Below are 21,256 nucleotides of genomic sequence, written 5' to 3'. Positions count from 1 at the left end.
CTGTCAATTTAACAATTGATCCTTGTCAGAAACGAATATTTGAGGTGAATTCATGGAAAATGAAATGAGGACCTTTGGCTATCTCTGTCCCGCCTGCGGAAAACCCGTGATGGCGGCCCGGTCCCTGTTCGCGCTGGAGGCCTCCGGCGTGGAGGTGGAGTGCGGCTGCGGCGGCTCGGCCCTGCGGACGGAATTTGACGGGCAGCGGTGCAAGCTGTTTGTCCCCTGCGGGCTGTGCGGCGAGACGCATACCACCCGGTGTGCCCCGGAGGATTTGACGCGGGAGGGCGGCGTGGCCTTCGGCTGCGCTCAATCGCAGGAGTTTTGCTGCTACGTGGGGGACGAGGGAAGCGTGGAGAAGCATTTGCGGACGCTGGAAGTTCTGGCGGAGAAGGAAAAACGAAATCAGGAGAATGGCGGCGAGCCGTTTTTGGACAGCGTGATTATGTATGAGGTTCTGTCCGAACTGAAGGAGATTGCCGCCCGGGAAAACGGAATTACCTGCGGATGCGGAAGCCATGACTATGCCATGGACATCCGCCGTTCCGCCGTGGATTTGAGCTGTAAGGACTGCGGCGCGAAGCTGCGGATTCCCGCCGCCACGGAGGACGATCTGGATGATTTGTGCTGCCATCTGCGGCTGACAATTCCCGGCGGGGCATAAGGGACTGCGTCCCTTGCGGACATTGTGCCGGAAGCGGGCGAAACAGCGGTGCCCCAGCGGGAAAGGAGTTGACGGTATGATACGACTTCTTGCAAAAATCTTTATTAAAGACCGGGCTGACGGGCCGTCGGTGCGGACGGCCTACGGCGTTCTTTGTGGGGCTGTGGGAATCTGTTTAAATATCCTGCTGTTTGCGGGGAAGCTGTTCGCAGGCTCCGTCTCCGGATCCATCGCCGTCACTGCCGACGCGTTTAATAACCTCTCCGACGCGGGCTCCTCCGTTATCACGCTGACGGGCTTTCGTCTGGGCGGGCATCGACCGGATTCCGAGCATCCTTTCGGCCACGGGCGAATCGAATATATCTCCGGTCTGCTGGTGTCTATGCTCATCATTTTGATGGGCTTTGAACTGGCCCGGACCTCTCTGGAGAAAATTCTGCGTCCCGTGCCGGTGGAATTCTCGTGGCAGAGCGTGGTCATTCTGGTGGCGTCCATCTTCGTAAAGCTGTATATGTACCGTTACAACCGGACGGTGGGGGAGCGCATTGGCTCCACCGCCATGCACGCCGCCGCCATAGACAGTCTCAGCGACAGCACGGCCACCGCCGTGGTCCTGCTGGCGACGCTGGCGGGCCGCTTCACCGATGCGAATATTGACGGCTGGTGCGGCATTCTGGTGGCGCTGTTCATCGTCTGGTCCGGGCTTTCCTCCGCCAGGGACACGCTGAATCCCCTACTGGGGCAGCCACCTTCCGCTGAATTTGTGAAAAACATCCGAAACATTGTGACGAACCATCCGGGCATTTTGGGGGTTCACGATTTGATTGTCCATGATTACGGCCCCGGGCGGTGCATGATCTCGCTCCATGCGGAGGTCCCCGCCAACGAGGACGTACTGGTGCTTCACGACGAGATTGACAACATCGAGCGGGAGCTGAAGCGCACACTTGGCTGCGAGACGGTCATTCACATGGACCCCATCGTGACGGACGACGGCGTGACGAAGGAAACCCGCCGGCGTGTGGAAGCGCTGGTGGACTGCATCGACGAGGAAATCTCCATCCACGATTTTCGCATGGTGACGGGACCAACGCACACGAACCTGATTTTTGATGCGGCGGTGCCCTTCAAATTCCGACTGACGGACGAGGAGGTTCGCACCAAAATCTGCACTGCGGTACGGGCGCTGGACGGCGATTATTTTGCGGTGGTGAACGTAGAGCGGTCGTATACCGCGTGAGGCCCGTTGCGAAAGAGTGGCCCCCAGCCGACGCATCGGCTGGGGAAAGAATTAGCGTCGTCATAATCACCAAAAATGATAGAGGAATTTTTCAAAAGGCGGGAGAAATCCACTCTTGCAATTCATCCTCTGTTTTTGTATAATCGTACGGATAAGTGCGAGAGGGGGCTGGAGTTATGACGGTTTGGAAGGGTCTTAACACTGCCTTTTTTTGCGACCCCATTTGACCGGCCTTTGTGCCGGTATTTTTTTGCGCAAAATAGAGAGGAGATCTGCCATGAACGAGAAAAATTCCGCCCCTGTCCGGGACGCAAGGACCCTGGGCATCCCGAAGATGATGCTGTTGGGCCTTCAGCACATGTTTGCCATGTTCGGGGCAACGGTTCTGGTCCCCATCATCGTCAGCGGCTACGGACTGCCCCTGTCCATCCAGACAACGCTTTTGTTTGCCGGACTTGGTACGTTGCTGTTCCACGTCTGCACGAAATTCAAGGTTCCGGCGTTTTTAGGGTCCTCGTTCGCGTTTCTGGGAGGGTTTGCCGCGGTGGCGGATCTGAACAGCGGAAAGTACGCCGCTATGACCGGCGCGGAAAAGCTGCCTTATGCTTTGGGCGGCGTGGTGGTTGCTGGCCTTCTGTATCTGGTGCTGGCGCTGCTTTTCAAGGTGGTGGGACCTTATAAGGTGATGCGCTACTTCCCACCGGTGGTCACCGGGCCTATTATCATCCTGATCGGCTTGATTCTTGCCCCCACCGCCGTGACCAACGCCTCCACCAATTGGCCCTTGGCGCTGCTGGCCATTGTGACCATTATCGCCTTCAACATCTGGGGGAAGGGTATGCTGAAAATCATTCCCATTCTGCTGGGCGTGGTCATTCCCTATGCGGTGGCCCTGCTTACAAGGCAGGTGGACTTCACCTCTGTGGGACAGGCGGGCTTTGTGGGCCTGCAGCCCTTCGTACTGGCGAAGTTTGACGTGTCCGCCATTTTGGTCATGGCGCCCATAGCCATCGCTGCCATGATGGAGCATGTGGGCGACGTATCTGCCATCTCCGCCACGGTAGGAGAGAATTTTCTGGAAGACCCGGGCCTTCACCGCACGCTGGTGGGCGACGGTCTGGCCACGGCCTTGGCGGGCATGTTCGGCGGTCCCGCCAACACCACGTATGGAGAGAACACCGGTGTGTTGGTGCTCAGCCGGGTGTACGACCCTAAAGTGGTGCGGCTGGCTGGCCTATATGCCATCATTTTGTCCTTCAGCCCCAAATTTGCCGCCGTCATCAACTCCATTCCCCCGGCGGTCATCGGTGGCGTCAGCTTCGTGCTCTACGGGATGATTTCCGCCGTGGGCGTACGTAACGTGGTGGAAAATCAGGTGGACTTCACCCGCAGCCGCAACCTTCTCATTGCGGCGGTAATTCTGGTTTCCGGTCTGGGTTTTAACGGCACCGGCGGGCTGACCTTCGCCGTGGCGGACGCCCATGTGACGCTGACGGGGCTGGCCATCGCCGCAATCGCGGGCGTTGGGCTGAACGCCATTCTTCCCGGAAACGACTTTGCCTTCGGCAAAACTGCCTCCGCGGATGGCTCTGCCGACCTGGGCAGGTACTGAGCTTACCCGCGAGAATGTTTGCCCCGTTTCAAGTCAGACCCGTCTTCTTGACAAACACTGAAAAAACGGGTATACTGTCTGACGTATACAGTAATACAGTGATGATGGGGAGAAGTACCCTGCGCGGTGCCGCGAAGAGAGCCTCTGGCTGGTGTAAAGAGGCGGGCGGGCGTGAGTGAATACACCTCTGAACCGGCGTCCAAACGGCTAAAATTTGGCCCAGTAGGCGCGCTCGGGCAGCGCCCGTTACAGCGCGGCCGCACCTTGGGTGCGGCAAGAGGCGTCCGCCTGCGAAGGCGGCGCGAACAGAGGTGGTACCGCGAAGCGATTCGCCCTCTGTCCCCATGGGACGGAGGGCGCTTTTTCCACGTTTCGTCCCATATAAAAACTTCTTAGACAGGAGAATTGAGACAATGGGAATTTACGAGGAATTGAAGGCCCGCGGCCTGATCGCACAAGTGACGGACGAGGAGGAAATCCGAGAGCTTCTGAATAACGGAAAAGCCGTGTTCTACATTGGCTTTGACCCCACGGCGGACAGTCTGCATGTGGGCCACTTCATGGCGCTGTGCCTGATGAAGCGGCTGCAAATGGCAGGAAACAAGCCCATCGCCCTGATCGGCGGCGGTACCGGCATGATCGGCGACCCATCCGGTCGTTCGGATTTGCGCCAGATGATGACCACCGAAACGATTTGCCATAACTGCGATGCCTTTAAAAAGCAGATGGAGCGGTTTATTGAATTCGGCGAGGGCAAGGCCATGATGGTCAACAACGCGGACTGGTTAATGAAGCTGAACTACGTGGACATGCTGCGAGAGGTCGGCTGCTGTTTCTCCGTGAACAACATGCTGCGGGCCGAGTGCTATAAGCAGCGGATGGAGAAGGGTCTATCCTTTCTGGAATTCAACTATATGATTATGCAGTCCTATGACTTCTATCATATGTTCCAGGCCTTTGGCTGCAACATGCAGTTTGGTGGCGACGACCAGTGGAGCAATATGCTGGGCGGCACGGAGCTGATTCGCCGCAAGCTTGGCAAGGATGCCTATGCCATGACCATCACTCTGCTGATGAATGCAGAGGGGAAGAAGATGGGCAAGACCGCCTCAGGCGCGGTGTGGCTGGACCCCAACAAGACAAGCCCCTTCGATTTTTACCAGTACTGGCGGAATGTGGCGGACGCGGATGTGCTCAAGTGTATCCGGATGCTGACCTTCCTGCCTCTTGAAGAGATTGACGCCATGGACAAGTGGGAGGGAAGCCAGCTCAACCGGGCCAAGGAGATTCTGGCCTATGAGCTGACAAAGCTGGTCCACGGCGAGGACGAGGCGGAAAAGGCGCAGGAGACGGCACGCGCCCTTTTCGCCGGCACCGGCGACGCGGAAAACATGCCCTCCACTCATTTGACAGAGGAGCGGTTTGAAAACGGAAAAATCGGCGTTCTGAATCTTCTGACGGCTTGCGGACTCTGCGCCTCCAACGGCGAGGCCCGGCGGCTGGTGCAGCAGGGCGGCGTGATGGTGAACGACAAAAAGGCGGAGGTGACCGACGTATACGACCGGGAGGAGTTCTCCGGCGAGGGTGTGGTCATTAAGAAGGGCAAGAAAATCTTCCACCGGGCACAAATTTAACCGTCGCCGTGAATCTAAAGCCGCCGTAAAATACGGAAACATCAGCAGCGGCAGACGCGCCTTGGCGCGCCTGCTGCCGCGCTGAAATACGAAAATAATAAAAAGGAAAACGAGAATGATTACAGTCAGTGAGCTCAGCTTAAATTTCAGCGGCCAGCCGTTGTTCAAGGACGTGAATCTGAAATTCATCTCCGGCAACTGCTATGGCATCATCGGCGCCAACGGCGCGGGCAAAACCACCTTCCTCCGCATCCTCTCCGGCGAGCTGGAGCCCAGCACCGGAGACGTGTTCATCTCTGACAACCAGCGGATGTCGGTTTTGAAGCAGGACCATTTCCAGTACGATGAGTACACTGTGCTGGACACGGTCATCATGGGCAACCAGCGTCTGTACGACATCATGAAGGAGAAGGACGCCCTGTATGAGAAGGAGGATTTCTCCGATGCGGACGGCGTGCGCGCCAGCGAGCTGGAAGCGGAGTTTGCCGACATGGACGGATGGGAGTCGGAATCCGACGCCAGCCGCCTGATTCAGGGACTGGGTCTTTCCAACGACATTTTATACAGTCAGATGTCCTCTCTTACCGCCAAGGAAAAGGTAAAGGTTTTGCTTGCGCAGGCACTGTTTGGAAAGCCGGACATCATCCTGCTGGACGAACCTACCAACCATCTGGATTTGCAGGCCATTGAATGGCTGGAGAATTTCCTGATGGACTATGAGGGTCTGATTATCGTGGTGAGCCATGACCGCTATTTCCTGAACAACGTGTGTACCAGCATCGTCGACGTGGACTACGGCAAAATCAGAATGTATGTGGGCAACTACGAGTTCTGGTATGAGTCCAGCCAGATGGTTCAGAAGATGATGAAGGACCAGAACCGGAAAAACGAGGACAAGATTAAAGAGCTTCAGCTCTTCATCCAGCGCTTCTCCGCCAACAAGTCCAAATCCAAACAGGCCACCTCCCGCCGAAAGCTTCTGGATAAGCTGACGGTGGATGAGATGCCCGCCTCCTCACGTCGGTATCCCTTTGTGGGCTTTGCGCTGGACCGGGAGCCGGGGAAGGAAATATTGACCGTGGAGGGCCTGAACAAGACCATCGACGGGCGGCAGCTTTTGAACGACGTGTCCTTCCGGGTGAACAAAGGAGACAAGATCGCCTTTGTGGGAGAAAACGAGCTGGCAAAAACCACGCTCTTCCGCATCATTATGGAGGAGATGGAAGCAGACGCGGGCAGCTTCAAGTGGGGCACCACCATTTCCACCAGCTATTTTCCGCTGGACAACTCTGCCTTTTTCAACGACTGCAACCTGAATCTGGTGGAGTGGCTGGGTCAGTATACGGCGGACAACGCGGAGGAGAGCACGGAGTCCTTCAAGCGCTCCTTTTTGGGACGGATGCTCTTTTCAGGAGACGACGTGTTCAAGGCGGTCAAGGTACTCTCCGGCGGCGAGAAGGTGCGGTGTATGCTCTCTCGGATGATGCTGTTCGGCTCCAACGCGCTGGTGCTGGACCAGCCCACCAACCATCTGGATCTGGAATCCATCACTGCCGTCAACAAGGGCCTGATTGAATACAAAGGCGTGGTGCTGTTCGCCAGCCACGACCATGAGTTTGTACAGACCGTGGCTAACCGCATCATCGACTTCCAGAGCGATGGAACCATCATCGATAAGGCCTGCACCTATGACGATTATATCGAGCTGCAAAAGGCGGGAAATGCCCGCTGAACCTACGTAGAATCAGAATTACAAAAGCGCCTGCCCGCAAACTGCGGGCAGGCGCTTTTCCTTTACAGCGTTTGTTATTTCGCGGTAATATAGCCCTTTTTGCACAGAAGCTCTGCCAGCAGCACGCCTCCGCCGGCTGCGCCCCGCAGGGTGTTGTGGCTTAGGCCCACGAACTTGTAATCATACTGACTGTCCTCCCGCAGGCGGCCAAGAGAAATCGCCATGCCGTGCTCCAGATTCCGGTCCAGCCGGGTCTGAGGGCGGTCGGCCTCCTCAAAATAGTGGAGGAACTGCTTGGGAGCGGAGGGCAGCTCCAGTTCCTGCGCGGGGCCGCGGAAAGAGGCCCAGTCTTCTTTGATCTGCTCAATAGAAGGCTTGCAGCCGTCCTTAAATTTCATGAACACGGCGGCCATATGCCCGTCTTGACAGGCCACGCGGAAGCACTGTGCAGTGATGACCGGCGCGCTGGCGGCGACGATTTTTCCATCCTCCACCTTGCCCCAGACCTTCAAAGGCTCCTGCTCGGACTTTTCCTCCTCGCCGCCGATGTAGGGGATGCAGTTGTCCACCATCTCGGGCCAGCGTTCAAAGGTTTTTCCCGCGCCGGAAATGGCCTGATACGTGCAAACCAGCGCCTGCTCAACGCCGTATTTCAGCAGGGGATGGAGCGCGGGAACATAGCTCTGGATAGAACAGTTGGACTTCACGGCAATAAAGCCCCGCCTTGTGCCAAGGCGGCGGCGCTGGGCCTCGATGACCTTGAGATGCTCTGCGTTCAGCTCCGGCACCACCATGGGCACGTCCTCCGTCCAGCGATTGGCGGAGTTGTTGGATACTACGGGGCACTCCAGCTTCGCGTATCTCTCCTCCAGCGCCCGGATTTCCTCCTTCTTCATATCCACGGCGCAGAAGATGAAGTCCACTTGGGCGGCGAGCTTTTCCGCGTCGGCTTCCGCGTCCAGAATGGTCAGTGCCTTCGCCTCCTCCGGAATTTCAACCTCCATGGCCCAGCGGGCGGTCACGGCCTCCCCGTAGGCTTTTCCCGCGCTGCGTGCGCTGGCGGCCACAGCGGTAAGCTGGAACCATGGGTGATTTTCAAGCAAGGTGACGAGGCGCTGGCCCACCATGCCGGTGCAGCCTACAACGCCCACTTTGTACTGTTTCATCAAGATTTGCCTCCTATGTGATATGATTTGGCGGGGAACGTCGAATTTCTGTTGAATGTAGGGCTTTCCTGTACTATAATATAAGTGTATTGCGTTTGAGTGAAAATTTCTGTTCACCTGTTGCGGACATTTGTATTATGGTAGCACTATTTTCTTGTTCCGTCAAGGGGAAAGCCATGGGGAGGATGTATGAAAAAACTATTAGGGGTTCTGTCGATTCTCGTCATATTTCTGGCCCTTGGCACCGTGTCGGCCTCCGCCGCCGTAAACGGCACAGTGAAGGTGGGGCTGCGATTCGGAAGCTCCGCCGTCTCCTCCGCCAATCTGGAAAATACCCAGAGCGGGGGATATTCTCTCGGCTATTACGACGATGGGAGGAACTTTGTTCCTCTTGGGAGCATTGCTCAAGCAGCCATTACCATGCGGCCGGGGGCGGACCTTGGCAATTTTGATCAGTCGGGGCCTTACGGCTCCTATGCGGAGGCAGCCTCTGCCGCTGCTGGTATGGGCGGCTGGCCTGCCTATGTGAGCGGGCAGTATTACGCCCGCCAGAGCGGCGGCGGCAGCGGGCGCACGTCCACCGCCGTGGCGGTAACGGATACGTCCTCTTCGGCGGTTCTTTTTGAGTTTGACAGTCAGGGTATTTACAACCTCGGTGTTCTGCCGGTAGGCGGGCCTACCTGGTTCAAGGGCTATCGGTATGCCGGGGGCTTTGAATATCCGCGGGTCACAGGCGGGGGACTGTATGTTGTGAACGTGGTATCACTGGAGGACTATGTGAAGGGCGTTCTTCCCTATGAAATGGGGAAAGGCTGGCCCGAGGCCGCATTGCAGGCTCAGGCCGTGTGCGCCCGGACCTATGCCTCCGTGACCGCCAAGCATCTAAATACCTACGGCTTTGATTTGTGCAACACCACGGACTGTCAGGTGTACAACGGCGTGAACGCCGCCGGCGGGGATACGGACGCCGCCGTGGATTCCACGGCGGGGCAGCGGGTGTGGTACCGGGGGACGCTTGCCGAAACGGTGTATCACTCCAGCGACGGCGGCGCCACCGAGAGTGCTGAAAACGTCTGGGGCGGCACGGTGGGATACCTGATGGGAAAAGCCGACCCCTATGAGGCCACCGTCTCCATCCCCAATTACAGCTATACCGTGACCTACACGCCCTCGGAGCTGACATGGGTGCTGCAAAACAGCGGCTATTCCATCGGAACGGTGAAAAATGCCTATGTCTCAGAGCGCACCTCCACCGGAAACGTTTACAAGGTCACTTTTGTGGATACAACGGGAAAGAGCCTGACGGTGAAGGGCGAAACCTGCCGCATGGCGTTTTACAGCACTACCTATAGTAAGAATGTGAAAAGCATGCGCTTTTCCATCAACGGGGATGACAGCGGAATGAATTCTGCCTCGGGCTACTATGTAAACGGCTCCGGCAGCACGCTGTCTTCCATCAGTGGAGCCTACACCGTCTCCGGCAGCGGGGCGGTGGCCCCTTATACGGGAAACGCGCCCTATGTCCTCACCTCCTCGGGTGTGCAGGCGCTGAGCGGGACCTCCGGCGCGGCGGTTCCGTCTTCCGCATCCTCCGCGTCTCCCGGCAGCTTTGTGATTACCGGCACGGGAAACGGACACAATGTGGGGCTGAGCCAATACGGCGCGCTGGCCATGGCGAAGCAGGGGTATTCCTACCGTGACATTCTGAATTTTTATTATACGGACATCACCGTGGAGTGATGCGGAACATTGGCAAGCCGCCCGCCAAAAGCGCGGCAGAGCCGCGTTAGATCGAAAAATTCTTCCTTGGCGGAGTTTTTCAAAAGTATAGGCACGCGGACCCATGGAGAAGTACAGATGAAGACCAGCGATTTTTACTATGACCTGCCGCAGGAGCTGATTGCCCAGACGCCCATTGAAAAGCGGGATGCATCCCGTCTGCTGACGCTGGACAAACATACGGGCGCTTGGGAGCACCATCATTTTTATGAGCTGCCGGATTTTTTAACGGAAAAAGACTGCCTGATATTAAACGATTCCCGGGTTTTGCCCGCCCGCCTTTTGGGCCAGCGCCTTCCCGGCGGCGGCGCCTGCGAGGTGCTGCTGCTGACGGATAGGGGAGACGGCGTTTGGGAATGTCTGGTCCGCCCCGGGAAAAAGCTGCGCCCCGGCGCACAGGTGTCCTTCGGCGAGGGAGAGTTGACGGCGGAGGTCACAGAAGAGGTGGAGGGCGGAAACCGCCTTGTGAAATTTCACTATGAGGGGATTTTCCTGGAGGTTTTGGAGCGCCTTGGCAAAATGCCCCTGCCGCCTTATATCAAAGAGGAGTTGCGGGACCGGGAGCGGTATCAAACCGTCTATTCCAAGGAGCTGGGCAGCGCCGCCGCCCCCACGGCGGGCCTTCATTTCACAAAAGAATTACTGGAGAAAATCTCTGCCAAAGGCGTGGGGATTGGGTATGTGACGCTCCATGTGGGCCTTGGCACCTTCCGCCCTGTGAAGGAAATGGAAATCCTTGACCACGAGATGCACAAAGAGTTCTGCACCATCTCCCAAGAGGTGGCGGACCTCATCAACCGCACCCGCGCCAACGGGGGAAGGGTGGTTTGCGTAGGCACTACTTCCTGCCGCACTGTGGAATCCTGGGCCAAGGAGGATGGGACCATGGAGCCCCGCTCCGGCTGGACCGGCATCTATATCTATCCCGGCTATCGCTTCAAGGTGACGGACGCGCTGATTACCAATTTCCATTTACCGGAATCCACGCTGGTGATGCTGGTTTCCGCTCTGGCAGGACGGGAGCACATTCTGGCGGCTTATGAGGAAGCCGTGCGGGAGAGGTATCGGTTTTTCAGCTTTGGCGACGCGATGTTTATTTATTGAAGACTGCCGCTATAAAAAAAGTCCCGGAGAGCCTTGTATGAAGGCTCTCCGGGACTTTTACCGTGATTTTTGCGATTTTAAAACTTACCTGCCTGTTATAAAAATCCGCTGCCCATTTCCAGTCGTATTTTCTCCGACGGGGGTTCGCGGCTGATTTTGGTGAGGGGCAAAATCACGCGCTAAAGCGTCACAGTAAAGCAAGTCCATGCGCCCTCTTTCCCTGACACGGAGATCTTTCCCTTGTGAAGCTCTACCAATGACTTGGCAATGGCGAGGCCAAGACCGTATCCGCCGGTCTTGGTGGAGCGGGACGCGTCGCTGCGATAAAACCGCTCAAAAATCCGATCTTTTTCCTGCTCGGGAATTCCGGCGCCGGTGTTGTATATCTCCAAAACCGTCTTTTCGTTCTCCCGGCGCAGCGTTACTTTTATTTCATCCCCTTTTCCGGAGTGCTTAATGGCGTTGTCCATCAGGATGGCAACAAGCTGCTTGATCTGCGGCTCTCCGCCGGTGTACCGAAGGCCCTCCGCCACGTTGAAATCCAGATTTTTCCCATCCTCAAAAGCCTGACTTTCAAAGGCCAGAAGGGTGCTCAGCACCGCGCGGCTTAAATCAAACTCGGTTGCCACCAGTTGATTGGCGCCTTCGTCGGCTCTGGCCAGGGCAAGCAGATCGTGAACCAGTCGGGTCATTCGGTCCGCCTGATCCCGAATTTGCTGAAGCCGGATATTTTCTCCGATTTCATTCTCCAGCACATCCACATTGGCCGAAATAATGGTCAGAGGTGTTTTCAGCTCGTGGCTTGCGTCGGAGACAAATTGGCGCTGCTTTGCAAAGGTCGCTTTTACGGGCTTGACCACCCATTTGGATAAAAGCACGGAAAAGCCAAGCAACAGCACACAGGTCACCGCCGTGACGATCATGGAGATAAAAATGAGCTCGTCCAGTATTTTCAGCTCCCGGCTGTTCTCCACAAATACGACGATTTTGCCATAGTCCTTTTCTGCAATCAGATATTGATAATCGTCGTAGGAGCCTCTCTCTTTTCCGCTCAGCAATACCGCTTCGGAATAAGAGACCGCCTCCTCCTGTGTAAAGCCGAACATCATATCGTGCTGTACCTGCAAAACCTGATCCTGCTTGTCCAGCTTGACAAAAAACAGACGCGCCGCCCGCATGGACTGAGAGTCAAAGCGCGGAGGGACTAAAAGCTCCTGATGCGCGTCCTCTTCCGTCCGGCCGGGAGGAAGAAAAAACTCCATTCCGTCCTGCTCGGCCACCATCCGCAAAATGTTGTCCGTCTGCTCGGCGTTGCTCATATACACGAAAATATTCAGTGTTGCCACCAGCACTGTAAAAACCAGAAACAGGACGCCCATCATAATGCAGACAAACTTAATTTGCAGCCGCTTAATCATTCCGTTTCCTCCATGATATATCCCACGCCCCGCACCGCTTTGATCTGCAAGGGCGAGCCGATGACAGCCAGCTTCTTGCGGATGAAGGAAACATACACCTCAATGGCATTGTATTCAGCATCGCTCTCATAGCCCCAAATTTTTTCGATAAACCGCTCCTTGGGGATAATCTGGCGGTGATTCTGCATGAGCATTTCCACAATCTGATATTCCTTTTGCCCCAGCTTGACGGAGTTGCCCTTATAACTCAGCTCATAGCTGCGCTTGCTCATCCGGGTGTCTCCACAGGCCAGCTCGTCTCCGGTAAATTCGCCCTTTCTGCGGGAAATCGCCCGCAGGCGGGCCAAAAGCTCTCCAGAGGCAAAGGGCTTTGTGAGATAATCGTCCGCCCCGATATCAAGACCCTCTATTTTATCCTCCACCTCGGATTTGGCTGTCAGCAGCAGCACCGGGGTGGAGTTGTTCTGTTCGCGCAGGGCGCGCAAAACCTCCAGACCATTTTTTTGGGGAAGCATGATATCCAATATAATGACGTCGTAAATGCCGGTCATGGCGTATTCCTCGCCGGAGACGCCGTCGTAAACCGCATCCACGGCGTATTTATCCTGCTTCATCAAAGCAACCAGCACATCGGAGAGCTGGGGCTCGTCCTCAATAATCAATACATTCATCATAAATCCCTCCTTATGGCTCTCATTATAACAGAAATGCTTGAAAAAATCTTGAATCAAATCTCAATGTAGCTTCAAGGCAGACGGGTTATTCTTTGCGCATACCAAATTGCAAGGAGGTTACCCATGAAACCGCGTCACGAATTTAAGCACAGTCTCAATTATATGGACTATATGATTCTGCGCAACAAGCTGCGGGCCATTTTACCCCACGACCGCAATGTGGGTGAAAACGGAGAGTATATCATCCACAGTCTCTATTTTGACACGCCGGGGGATAAAGCGTTGCTTGAAAAGCTGAACGGCGTCAACCGCAGGGAAAAATTTCGACTCCGCCGCTATAACGACGATACGGAGTTTATAAAGCTGGAGAAGAAAAGCAAAGTAAACGGACTTTCCTACAAGGAGTCCAGCCGCCTTTCAAAGGAAGAGACAACCATGCTGCTGCAAGGAGACTGGGACTGGATGGTCCAGCAGAAACGCCCTTTGGTGGCCGAGCTTTACAGTAAAATGAACGGCCAGCTCTTACAGCCAAAAACCATTGTGGACTATACCCGGGAGCCGTTCACCTATCGGGCGGGCAACGTCCGCATCACCTTTGACCGGGATATACGCACTGGACTGCGCTCCAAAGACTTTTTGGGCGAGAATGTTCCGACGCTTCCGGCGGGGGATGAGCTTGTGATTCTGGAGGTCAAATACGACGAGTTTATTCCGGGCTTTATCGCCGACCTGCTTCAATTGGGGAACCGAAAAGCATCGGCCTGCTCCAAATATGCTTTGTGCCGCACCTACGGATAAGAAATCAACAAGACAATGAAACGATAAAGGAGATTATTTTCATGACCTTTGACGATATTTTTAAATCAAGCTTTCTGGAGAACGTAACCAGCATCTCTCTTTTGGATATGGTGCTGGCCTTGGGCCTTGCCTTTGGCATCGGTGTGTTCATCTTTCTTATCTATAAGAAAACCTTTAAAGGCGTGATGTATTCCGCCAGCTTCGGCGTTTCTCTCATTGCATTGAGCATGGTCACAACCCTTGTCATTCTGGCGGTTACCAGCAACGTTGTGCTTTCCCTCGGCATGGTGGGCGCGCTTTCCATCGTCCGCTTTCGCACGGCAATTAAGGAACCGCTGGATATCGTGTTCCTTTTCTGGTCCATCGCTTCGGGAATTGTTCTGGCAGCGGGCATGATTCCTCTGGCTGTATTCGGCAGCCTGTTTATCGGCATCATTCTGCTGGTCTTTGTAAACCGCAGCTCTGTTGATACGCCCTACATTGTCGTGCTTTCCTGTCTGGATGCCGAAAGCGAACAAAATGCGGCCCGGCAGTTGAAGGGCTTTGTCAAAAAGAGCGTGATCAAGAGCAAAACAGTCAGTCAAAAGGGCGTTGAACTGAACTATGAAATTCGTCTCAAATCGGATGATACCGCATTTGTCAATACGCTGAGCGAGCTGCCCGGCGTGCAGAATATCGTGCTGGTCAGTTATAATGGGGAGTATATGGGATAGGAGGAGCGTCCATGTTAAGGCATAAGTACACGACGCCGATTTGTATAGCGATTGTTGCAGCTATGCTGCTGACAACCATTCTGTTTGTATTTGGCGAATCCTTCGGACTGTCGGTGGCGCAGACGGAAATGCCCTATGTGGAATCGCTCTTCTCCACCGACCGCGTCCACACGCTGGATATAGTGGTGGAGGAAGACGACTGGCAGGAGATGCTGGACAACGCCTCGGATAAAGAATATATTGCCGCCAGCATTGTGCTGGACGGTAATTCAGTGAAGAACATCGGCCTGCGCACCAAGGGAAACTCCTCTCTTTCCAGCATTGTAAGCTCGGATTCCGACCGGTACAGCTTTAAAATTGAGTTTGACCATTACCAGACGGGCCAAACCTATTACGGGCTGGATAAGCTGGCCCTCAACAACATTGTGCAGGACAATACTTATTTGAAGGATTATGTCAGCTATCAGATGATGAATGCGTTTGACGCGGATTCTCCCCTGTGCAGCTTCATTTATATCACCGTCAACGGAGAGGACTGGGGCCTATATCTGGCGGTGGAGGGAATTGAAGACGCCTATGCCAGCCGAAACTATGGCTCGGATTCCGGGCAGATTTATAAGCCCGACAGCATGAATATGATGGGCGGCGGCAATGGGGACAATGATAAAACCCAGGAAATGCCCGCAGGAAACGACCGCCAGCAATTCCGGCAAACTGCCGATGAAAATGCGGAGCAGCAGACGCAGGAAACCGTCGATGCAAGTACGAAGCAGCAGACCGGGCAAGCCGCAGATAAAAATGGGGAACAAAACACGGCGGCGAAACAGGATGCTGGGGATAACAGCGAACGTACGGCCCCCTCTGCTGAAAATCAAGGCGGTCCCGGAGGCGGACGGCAGGGAGGAGGAGCCGGCGGCATGGGCGGTGGAAGTACCGCTGTGGCACTGGTCTACTCGGACGACGACTACGACAGCTATTCCAACATTTTTGACAATGCCGTTTTCGATATCACCGATAGCGATAAGGATCGGCTGATCTCCACCCTCAAGCAGCTTTCGGCGGGGGAAAACCTTGAGGAAATTGTCAATATTGAAGAAGTGTTGCGATATTTTGTCGTACACAACTTCGTGCTGAATTTTGACAGCTATACCGGAAGTATGATGCACAACTATTATCTCTACGAAAAAGACGGGATGCTTTCGATGATTGCCTGGGACTATAACCTCGCCTTCGGCGCTTTTTCAGGCGGCGGAAATTCCCAAAGCGGAACGACCTCCACCACGGCACTTGTGAATTTTCCGATTGACACCCCGGTTTCCGGCGCCACGCTGGAGGAACGTCCTCTTTTGGGAAAACTGCTTGAAAATGAAACCTATCTGGAGCTTTACCATCAGCTTTTCGGCGAATTCATTTCCAGCTATTTTGACAGCGGTGAGTTTGAGCAAATGATTGAAAGTGCCATTGCGCTGATTTCCCCATATGTTGAAAAGGACCCCACCGCGTTTTGCACCTATGAGGAGTTTACCAAAGCCTCGGCAATGCTCAAAAGCTTCTGCCTGCTGCGAGCCAAGAGCGTACAGGGGCAGCTTGACGGAACCATTCCCTCCACCAGCGAGAATCAAACGGCGGATAACTCAAGCTTCGTAGACGCTTCCGTGATTGATATAAAGAGCATGGGCTCCAATGCAGGCGGCATGGGCGGCGGAGAAAATTCCCGTCCGGGCAACCAGCAGACGGATACCCAGGCGGACAAACAATCTGATGAAGCGTCTTCGGCTCCCGGTGATACGGAGGGTGAGGGAGAGGACGGTATGCAAACGGCACCTCCCGCGGGTACGGAAAATGGAGGTCAGACTCAGAATCAAAATGCTTCATCGGAATCCGGAGAGAATGCTTCACAGGACGGTGCAACTCAGGATAGTGCCGCGCAGGAGGATGCGCAGACCTTCGGGCAAGGCTTTCCTCCCGGAGGCGGAGGGCAGGGGGGAGCGCCTTCCGGAAATCGCCCGCAGGGCATCGGGAGCCAACAGGAAACTACCGCCACGTCCGTTCAGATATATTATTATTATCTGGTTGCAGCCGTGTTGCTTCTTGCGGCGGGCATTGTTGTCGCCCGTCGGTTCCGGGTTCATCGTTGACCTTCTCTTTCTTGGCATAAAAATCAATGGAAAAACGCCGCATCGCTTCTTTTGCTGAAAGAAGGATGCGGCACCTTTTTGCCCTCGGTGATACGATAAAATTGCCTGACGATAAAAGAATGACCCGGTGCGGAATAAGCTGCCGTACAAAGTAAATTCAAAACAAATGCTTTTCGGAAAAAGTGCTTTTGCAGGCATAGAATTGACACTGCGCTTGCAATGTTTTGCGCTTCCGTGTATAATCAGCAGGATGAGAATTTGGGCTTGCAGTCCGGCATTTCAAGCTGTCTCCGTGCTAAGTTTTCAACGCATGGGAGGTTATATTCATCCGACGGCGGACTGAATGCATACCCGGTTTTGTATATGCATCGGATATACATGCGTATGCGCTGTATATGCAAGAAGGGTAGTCTCACAGTTTCACCAGGTGCGGCTTTGCCGCTTAATATTTCAGGAATTAGGAGCCATTCATGTTTAAAGTGATTGCGTATCAGGGCCGGGCGCGGCGCGGCGTGTTTTCCTGCGCCCACGGCGGCGAGGTCCAGACCCCGGTGTTTATGAATGTGGGCACGCAGGGTGCCATCAAAGGCGGCGTCAGCGCATTGGACCTCAAGGAAATCGGTTGCCAGATCGAGCTTTCTAATACCTATCACCTGCATCTGCGGCCTGGCGACAAAGTTGTGCGGGAGATGGGCGGGCTGCACAGGTTTATGGGCTGGGACGGCCCGATTCTCACAGATTCCGGCGGGTTTCAGGTGTTTTCTCTGGCATCTCTGCGGAAAATCCGAGAGGAGGGCGTGACCTTTGCCTCCCACATTGACGGGCATCGGGTTTTCATGGGACCTGAGGAGTCCATGCAAATTCAGTCCAATCTTGGCAGCGACATTGCCATGGCGTTTGACGAATGCGTGGAGAATCCCGCCACACACGAATATGCCGAGGCATCCTGCAAACGGACGGCCCGGTGGCTGGAGCGGTGTATTGCAGAGCATGGGCGGCTCAACACACTGCCGGACACAGTGAATCCCAAGCAAATGCTCTTCGGTATCAATCAGGGGGCCACGTTTGCGGACCTGCGGGTGTGGCATATGGAGGAAATTGCAAAGCTCAACTGCGACGGGTACGCCATCGGCGGCCTTGCGGTTGGGGAGCCGGCGGAGGTGATGTACGAAATCATCGACGCAGTGGAACCTCATATGCCCAAGGAAAAACCCCGGTATCTCATGGGTGTGGGTACCCCCAGCAACATCATCGAAGCCGTGGCTCGGGGTGTGGACTTTTTTGACTGCGTGATGCCCTCCCGCAACGGGCGGCATGGAAAGCTGTTCACCTGGGAGGGGACGGTGAACATCATGAATCGGAAGTACGAGACGGACCCTGCCCCGGTGGGCCAGAGCTGTGGCTGTCCCTGCTGCCGCAGCTTTTCCAGAGCATATCTGCGGCATTTGTTTAAGGCGGACGAGGTGCTGGCCTTGCGGCTGTCCGTGCTGCACAACCTCTGGTTCTATAACGAGTTGATGCGCAAAATCCGGGACGCGCTGGATGCCGGGACGTTTGACGCATTCCGGGAGAAATACAGCGGTAAACTGGAGCAGCGGGTGTAAGCCTTGAAAAAGGGCTTGCAAATTTTGGCTGCTTTGGATATAATAAATTCATTCTGATAACACAAAGGAGTATTTGCCCTATGGATCCTACAACAATCATGATGCTGGTAGTTCTGATCGGCGTGTTCTACTTCATGATCATCCGTCCGGAAAACAAGCGGAAAAAGTCTGCCCAGCAGCTGCGCGACAGTCTGAAAAAGGGTGACAAGCTCACCACCATCGGCGGAATCGTGGGTTCCATCGTGCAGGTGAACGAGGACACGATTATTATTGAAACCAGTGAGGATCGCGTCCGCATAGAAATTACCAAGTGGGCCGTGTCCACCACCGGCGTGCAGACCTCTACCGACCCTAAGGCCAAGCAGAAGCAGGAGAGCAAGTCTGACGAAGAGCCTGCCGCTCCCGCTGCTGAGGAGCAGTCTGCTGAGATCGAGCAGCCTTCCGGAGACGGCGAAAAGAAGTCTTGGGACCCCGAGGTGTAAAACCGCCGGGGCAAAACCGGGACTACCCCTCATAAACAAACCTCTCCCGTCATATGCTGGCAAAGAGCATATGACGGGGGAGGGCTTTTTATGGCCAAACGAAAAATGCCCGGATGGGCAGGATTTTTAGAGGGGGCGGCGCTGTCCCTGGGACTTTACATCGGGTTTCAATGTTTGCTGGCGCTGCTGACCCTGGAGGGGATCATGCCGGAGGAAATGGCGTTCCGTTTTCAGGCGGCGAGCGGAGTGTTGGCATCCTATGCCGGCGGGGCACTGTCTATTCGCCGTACAGAGGTGGGGCCTTTGTGGGCCGCGCTGGGGTCCGCAGCAATTTTTGCGGCTGCGCTGACCTTGGGCGGAGTACTGCTTTGCGACGACTTGATCTGGTCCGGAGGAAGCTTTATTTTGCTGGCAGCGGCGCTGGCGGGGGGCTTGTTGGCGGCGATGCTGGGTCGAAAACGGGGCAAAAAGAAAAAGCAATCCCGCTCCGCGACTGGTCGCCGGATAAAGGTGGGGAAGAGGAGCTAGTACAGCCCTTGTGATTTTCACCAAAATTTTGGGATTCTTTCAGATTTTTCCAAAGACGGCCTTAGCAAGGCTCTGAAAAGCGGGATAGTATGTCGGCACAGATGTAGTGGGGTCCGCTCTTGGGCGGACCCCACATCTTGACGTTTGCGCCGGCGAAAGGGATCTTATAAATGTTCGGTTTATGAAGTTTACATAACAATGTTTACATAACATTTTGTCATAGTTTACAAAAAATAGGGGATTCCTGAAAAGCCCTTGCGGTTCTTGAAAAAAAGCAATATATTAGTAAGGACGATATTTACGTTAACCGACTTCTAACCTGTCCGCCTACCGCATAGATTTGCGTGAGGTGAGGCGCTTTGTTTGTGGGGTCGGTGGGCGGTCGCCGCCTGATGCGGAGCGGACACGGTCCGTGGCTCCGCTTGTTGCTGTTAGCCGCCTGTTTTCTTGTGGGCCTGTTTTTGGGACAGGTTCTTTCTGCCCGCGTAAGTGCGGAAACAGCCAGAGAGCTGACGGAGTATTTAAACGGCTATTTTTCACTGAGCACCCCTCCGGAGCCAACCGGTAGGACGGTGCTTTCCGCGTTGGCGGTCTATTTTCGCTATCCATTGCTGGCGTTTTTGCTGGGCTTTGCCTCGGTGGGCGCGGCGCTGCTTCCGGTGGTCACAGGGGCATACGGCTTTTTTCTTTCATTTTCCGTGTGTTGTCTTACGGCGGCTTTCGGCCCCGGCGGCGTGCTTTTGGCGCTGGCGGTGTTTGGCCTGCGGTGTCTGATCACGCTTCCGTGTTATTTTGCGGTGGCGGTCCCGGCGCTGGAAAAATCCGTGGCGCTGGCAGCGCTGTCTCTTGAAAAGGGCGGAAGGCCCTCACCCCCGGTTTATGACAAAGCATGGTGGCTTCGGTTTGCGGTGGTGAGCGCGGTTCTGTCCGCCGGGGTACTGACGGAGCTGCTGGTGACTCCGTGGCTTTTAAACTGGGTTTTGGGAATGATTCTTCGGTGACATAAAATTTAAAAAACCGTGCCGGAAAAGGGTTATGCCAAGCGGCGTCGGGAGAGGGGGACTTTTACTGTGGCGGCGGACTACCTTAAGCTTTATGAAAAATATCTGACCGCGGAGAAAGGTTCCTCCGTCAATACGGTGTCCGCCTATTTGCGGGACGTGACCCAATTTCAGGAGTTTCTCCATGTGGAGGAGGGCAGCGAGCTGCGCCGCGCAGCACCGGAGATGGTTCAGCGCTATATGGACTGGATGCATACAAAGGGCAAATCCGCCGCCTCGGTAACGCGGTTTCTGGCCGCTGTCAAGTCTTTTTACAGCTTCATGGTTTCCTCCGGCTCCATGGCAGCCAGCCCCGCACGGGGACTGACGGCTACAAAGGCGGAACGGCGGTATCCCGAAATTCTTACCAGCAAGGAAGTGGAGCTGTTTTTGGAGCAGCCCCGCTGTATGGACACCAAGGGCTTCCGGGATCACGCCATGCTGGAGCTGCTGTACGCCACCGGCATCCGCGTCAGCGAGCTGATTGCGCTGGATGTGGACGATCTGAATTTGTCGGCGGGATTTCTGCGCTGCGCCAGCCGGGGCCGGGAGCGCATTATCCCGCTGTACCCTGCGGCGGTAAAGGCCCTGCGGGATTATGAGTTGAGCGTCCGCCCGGAAATTATTGCGGATATGGACGAGCGAGCCCTGTTCGTAAATATGAACGGTGAGCGTATGAGCCGTCAGGGTTTTTGGAAGATTATCAAGTATTATCAGGACAAGGCGGGGATTCAAAAGGACATCACGCCCCACACCCTGCGTCACTCTTTTGCCGTCCACCTGTTGGAAAATGGGGCGGATCTGCGCTCCATTCAGGAGATGCTGGGCCATGCGGACATTTCTTCCACGCAGATTTATACCCATGTGGTAAAAAATCAGCTCAAGGACGTGTATAACAAAGCCCATCCCAAGGCGTGAATTAAACAGGAG

Annotated in this window: 18 protein-coding genes; 15 read left to right on the top strand and 3 right to left on the bottom strand. The window is 55.1% G+C overall.

The features are described from left to right. Positions 1-52: 52 nt before the first annotated feature. The 5 genes from RTU96_RS06255 (at position 53) to RTU96_RS06235 (ending at position 6,882) form a co-directional block, all read left to right on the top strand. On the top strand, positions 53-664 hold the full coding sequence (locus RTU96_RS06255; RefSeq protein ID WP_312635606.1) for a hypothetical protein: 612 nt from the start codon (positions 53-55) through the stop codon (positions 662-664). Between the two features lie 76 nt (positions 665-740). Continuing rightward, complete coding sequence (locus RTU96_RS06250) at positions 741-1,904, top strand: cation diffusion facilitator family transporter (RefSeq protein WP_312635604.1); 1,164 nt, start codon at positions 741-743, stop codon at positions 1,902-1,904. Positions 1,905-2,181: 277 nt separating this feature from the next. Then, on the top strand, positions 2,182-3,516 hold the full coding sequence (locus RTU96_RS06245; protein WP_312635603.1) for a uracil-xanthine permease family protein: 1,335 nt from the start codon (positions 2,182-2,184) through the stop codon (positions 3,514-3,516). A 413-nt stretch (positions 3,517-3,929) separates the two neighbouring features. Next, positions 3,930-5,150, top strand: a complete 1,221-nt coding sequence (gene tyrS / locus RTU96_RS06240) for a tyrosine--tRNA ligase (protein WP_312635601.1) — start codon at positions 3,930-3,932, stop codon at positions 5,148-5,150. Positions 5,151-5,265: 115 nt separating this feature from the next. Next, positions 5,266-6,882 carry an ABC-F family ATP-binding cassette domain-containing protein gene (locus RTU96_RS06235; protein ID WP_312635600.1) on the top strand — a complete coding sequence of 539 codons (1,617 nt, stop codon included), beginning with the start codon at positions 5,266-5,268 and terminating at the stop codon, positions 6,880-6,882. Positions 6,883-6,956: 74 nt separating this feature from the next. Here RTU96_RS06235 and asd read toward each other — a convergent pair whose 3' ends face one another. Then, complete coding sequence (asd, locus tag RTU96_RS06230; RefSeq protein ID WP_312635598.1) at positions 6,957-8,048, bottom strand: aspartate-semialdehyde dehydrogenase; 1,092 nt, start codon at positions 8,046-8,048, stop codon at positions 6,957-6,959. Positions 8,049-8,237: 189 nt separating this feature from the next. On the opposite strand from asd, the gene RTU96_RS06225 reads away from it, so the two are divergent. Continuing rightward, complete coding sequence (locus RTU96_RS06225) at positions 8,238-9,788, top strand: SpoIID/LytB domain-containing protein (RefSeq protein ID WP_312635596.1); 1,551 nt, start codon at positions 8,238-8,240, stop codon at positions 9,786-9,788. Positions 9,789-9,905: 117 nt separating this feature from the next. Beyond that, the gene (gene queA / locus RTU96_RS06220; protein ID WP_312635595.1) at positions 9,906-10,931 is read left to right on the top strand and encodes a tRNA preQ1(34) S-adenosylmethionine ribosyltransferase-isomerase QueA; all 1,026 of its coding nucleotides are present in this window, start codon (positions 9,906-9,908) and stop codon (positions 10,929-10,931) included. Between the two features lie 179 nt (positions 10,932-11,110). Here the strand turns inward: queA and RTU96_RS06215 are convergent, their stop codons facing one another. Further along, complete coding sequence (locus RTU96_RS06215) at positions 11,111-12,349, bottom strand: HAMP domain-containing sensor histidine kinase (RefSeq protein WP_312635594.1); 1,239 nt, start codon at positions 12,347-12,349, stop codon at positions 11,111-11,113. Then, positions 12,346-13,020: a response regulator transcription factor gene (locus RTU96_RS06210; protein ID WP_397356593.1), complete on the bottom strand. Its 675-nt coding sequence runs from the start codon at positions 13,018-13,020 to the stop codon at positions 12,346-12,348. The genes RTU96_RS06215 and RTU96_RS06210 overlap by 4 nt, the downstream gene beginning before the upstream one ends. A gap of 126 nt (positions 13,021-13,146) precedes the next feature. Here RTU96_RS06210 and RTU96_RS06205 point away from each other — a divergent pair, with 126 nt between their 5' ends. The 8 genes from RTU96_RS06205 (at position 13,147) to xerD (ending at position 21,244) form a co-directional block, all read left to right on the top strand. Continuing rightward, positions 13,147-13,821, top strand: coding sequence for a polyphosphate polymerase domain-containing protein (locus RTU96_RS06205; protein ID WP_312635592.1), 675 nt, complete (start codon positions 13,147-13,149; stop codon positions 13,819-13,821). Between the two features lie 41 nt (positions 13,822-13,862). Then, complete coding sequence (locus RTU96_RS06200; protein ID WP_294854395.1) at positions 13,863-14,534, top strand: DUF4956 domain-containing protein; 672 nt, start codon at positions 13,863-13,865, stop codon at positions 14,532-14,534. An 11-nt stretch (positions 14,535-14,545) separates the two neighbouring features. Next, positions 14,546-16,672, top strand: a complete 2,127-nt coding sequence (locus RTU96_RS06195) for a CotH kinase family protein (protein WP_312635591.1) — start codon at positions 14,546-14,548, stop codon at positions 16,670-16,672. Between the two features lie 470 nt (positions 16,673-17,142). Beyond that, a complete protein-coding gene (gene tgt, locus RTU96_RS06190; protein ID WP_312635590.1) occupies positions 17,143-18,276 on the top strand; it encodes a tRNA guanosine(34) transglycosylase Tgt in 1,134 nt (377 codons plus the stop codon). Positions 18,277-18,356: 80 nt separating this feature from the next. Further along, positions 18,357-18,758, top strand: a complete 402-nt coding sequence (gene yajC / locus RTU96_RS06185) for a preprotein translocase subunit YajC (RefSeq protein WP_312635589.1) — start codon at positions 18,357-18,359, stop codon at positions 18,756-18,758. A gap of 90 nt (positions 18,759-18,848) precedes the next feature. After that, complete coding sequence (locus RTU96_RS06180) at positions 18,849-19,286, top strand: hypothetical protein (protein ID WP_312635588.1); 438 nt, start codon at positions 18,849-18,851, stop codon at positions 19,284-19,286. Positions 19,287-19,651: 365 nt separating this feature from the next. Beyond that, positions 19,652-20,287 carry a stage II sporulation protein M gene (locus tag RTU96_RS06175; RefSeq protein ID WP_312635763.1) on the top strand — a complete coding sequence of 212 codons (636 nt, stop codon included), beginning with the start codon at positions 19,652-19,654 and terminating at the stop codon, positions 20,285-20,287. A gap of 69 nt (positions 20,288-20,356) precedes the next feature. Then, positions 20,357-21,244 (top strand): site-specific tyrosine recombinase XerD, encoded by an 888-nt coding sequence (xerD, locus tag RTU96_RS06170; protein ID WP_293009791.1) that lies wholly within the window; start codon positions 20,357-20,359, stop codon positions 21,242-21,244. The last annotated feature ends 12 nt before the right edge of the window (positions 21,245-21,256 follow it).

This window comes from Oscillibacter sp. (assembly GCF_032018205.1).
Classification (GTDB): domain Bacteria; phylum Bacillota; class Clostridia; order Oscillospirales; family Oscillospiraceae; genus Oscillibacter.
Note: the sequence above shows the minus strand (reverse complement) of the source record. Positions and strands in the feature narration are given on the sequence as shown.

Excerpts from the sequence above, each read along its gene's own strand:
- RTU96_RS06225 (WP_312635596.1), top strand. The coding sequence starts at position 8,238 with ATGAAAAAACTATTAGGGGTTCTGTCGATTCTCGTCATATTTCTGGCC.
- RTU96_RS06215 (WP_312635594.1), bottom strand. The coding sequence starts at position 12,349 with ATGATTAAGCGGCTGCAAATTAAGTTTGTCTGCATTATGATGGGCGTC.
- RTU96_RS06200 (WP_294854395.1), top strand. The coding sequence starts at position 13,863 with ATGACCTTTGACGATATTTTTAAATCAAGCTTTCTGGAGAACGTAACC.
- RTU96_RS06210 (WP_397356593.1), bottom strand. The coding sequence starts at position 13,020 with ATGAATGTATTGATTATTGAGGACGAGCCCCAGCTCTCCGATGTGCTG.
- RTU96_RS06195 (WP_312635591.1), top strand. The coding sequence starts at position 14,546 with ATGTTAAGGCATAAGTACACGACGCCGATTTGTATAGCGATTGTTGCA.
- RTU96_RS06205 (WP_312635592.1), top strand. The coding sequence starts at position 13,147 with ATGAAACCGCGTCACGAATTTAAGCACAGTCTCAATTATATGGACTAT.
- RTU96_RS06250 (WP_312635604.1), top strand. The coding sequence starts at position 741 with ATGATACGACTTCTTGCAAAAATCTTTATTAAAGACCGGGCTGACGGG.
- tgt (WP_312635590.1), top strand. The coding sequence starts at position 17,143 with ATGTTTAAAGTGATTGCGTATCAGGGCCGGGCGCGGCGCGGCGTGTTT.
- RTU96_RS06180 (WP_312635588.1), top strand. The coding sequence starts at position 18,849 with ATGGCCAAACGAAAAATGCCCGGATGGGCAGGATTTTTAGAGGGGGCG.
- yajC (WP_312635589.1), top strand. The coding sequence starts at position 18,357 with ATGGATCCTACAACAATCATGATGCTGGTAGTTCTGATCGGCGTGTTC.
- RTU96_RS06235 (WP_312635600.1), top strand. The coding sequence starts at position 5,266 with ATGATTACAGTCAGTGAGCTCAGCTTAAATTTCAGCGGCCAGCCGTTG.
- queA (WP_312635595.1), top strand. The coding sequence starts at position 9,906 with ATGAAGACCAGCGATTTTTACTATGACCTGCCGCAGGAGCTGATTGCC.
- RTU96_RS06245 (WP_312635603.1), top strand. The coding sequence starts at position 2,182 with ATGAACGAGAAAAATTCCGCCCCTGTCCGGGACGCAAGGACCCTGGGC.
- asd (WP_312635598.1), bottom strand. The coding sequence starts at position 8,048 with ATGAAACAGTACAAAGTGGGCGTTGTAGGCTGCACCGGCATGGTGGGC.
- RTU96_RS06255 (WP_312635606.1), top strand. The coding sequence starts at position 53 with ATGGAAAATGAAATGAGGACCTTTGGCTATCTCTGTCCCGCCTGCGGA.
- tyrS (WP_312635601.1), top strand. The coding sequence starts at position 3,930 with ATGGGAATTTACGAGGAATTGAAGGCCCGCGGCCTGATCGCACAAGTG.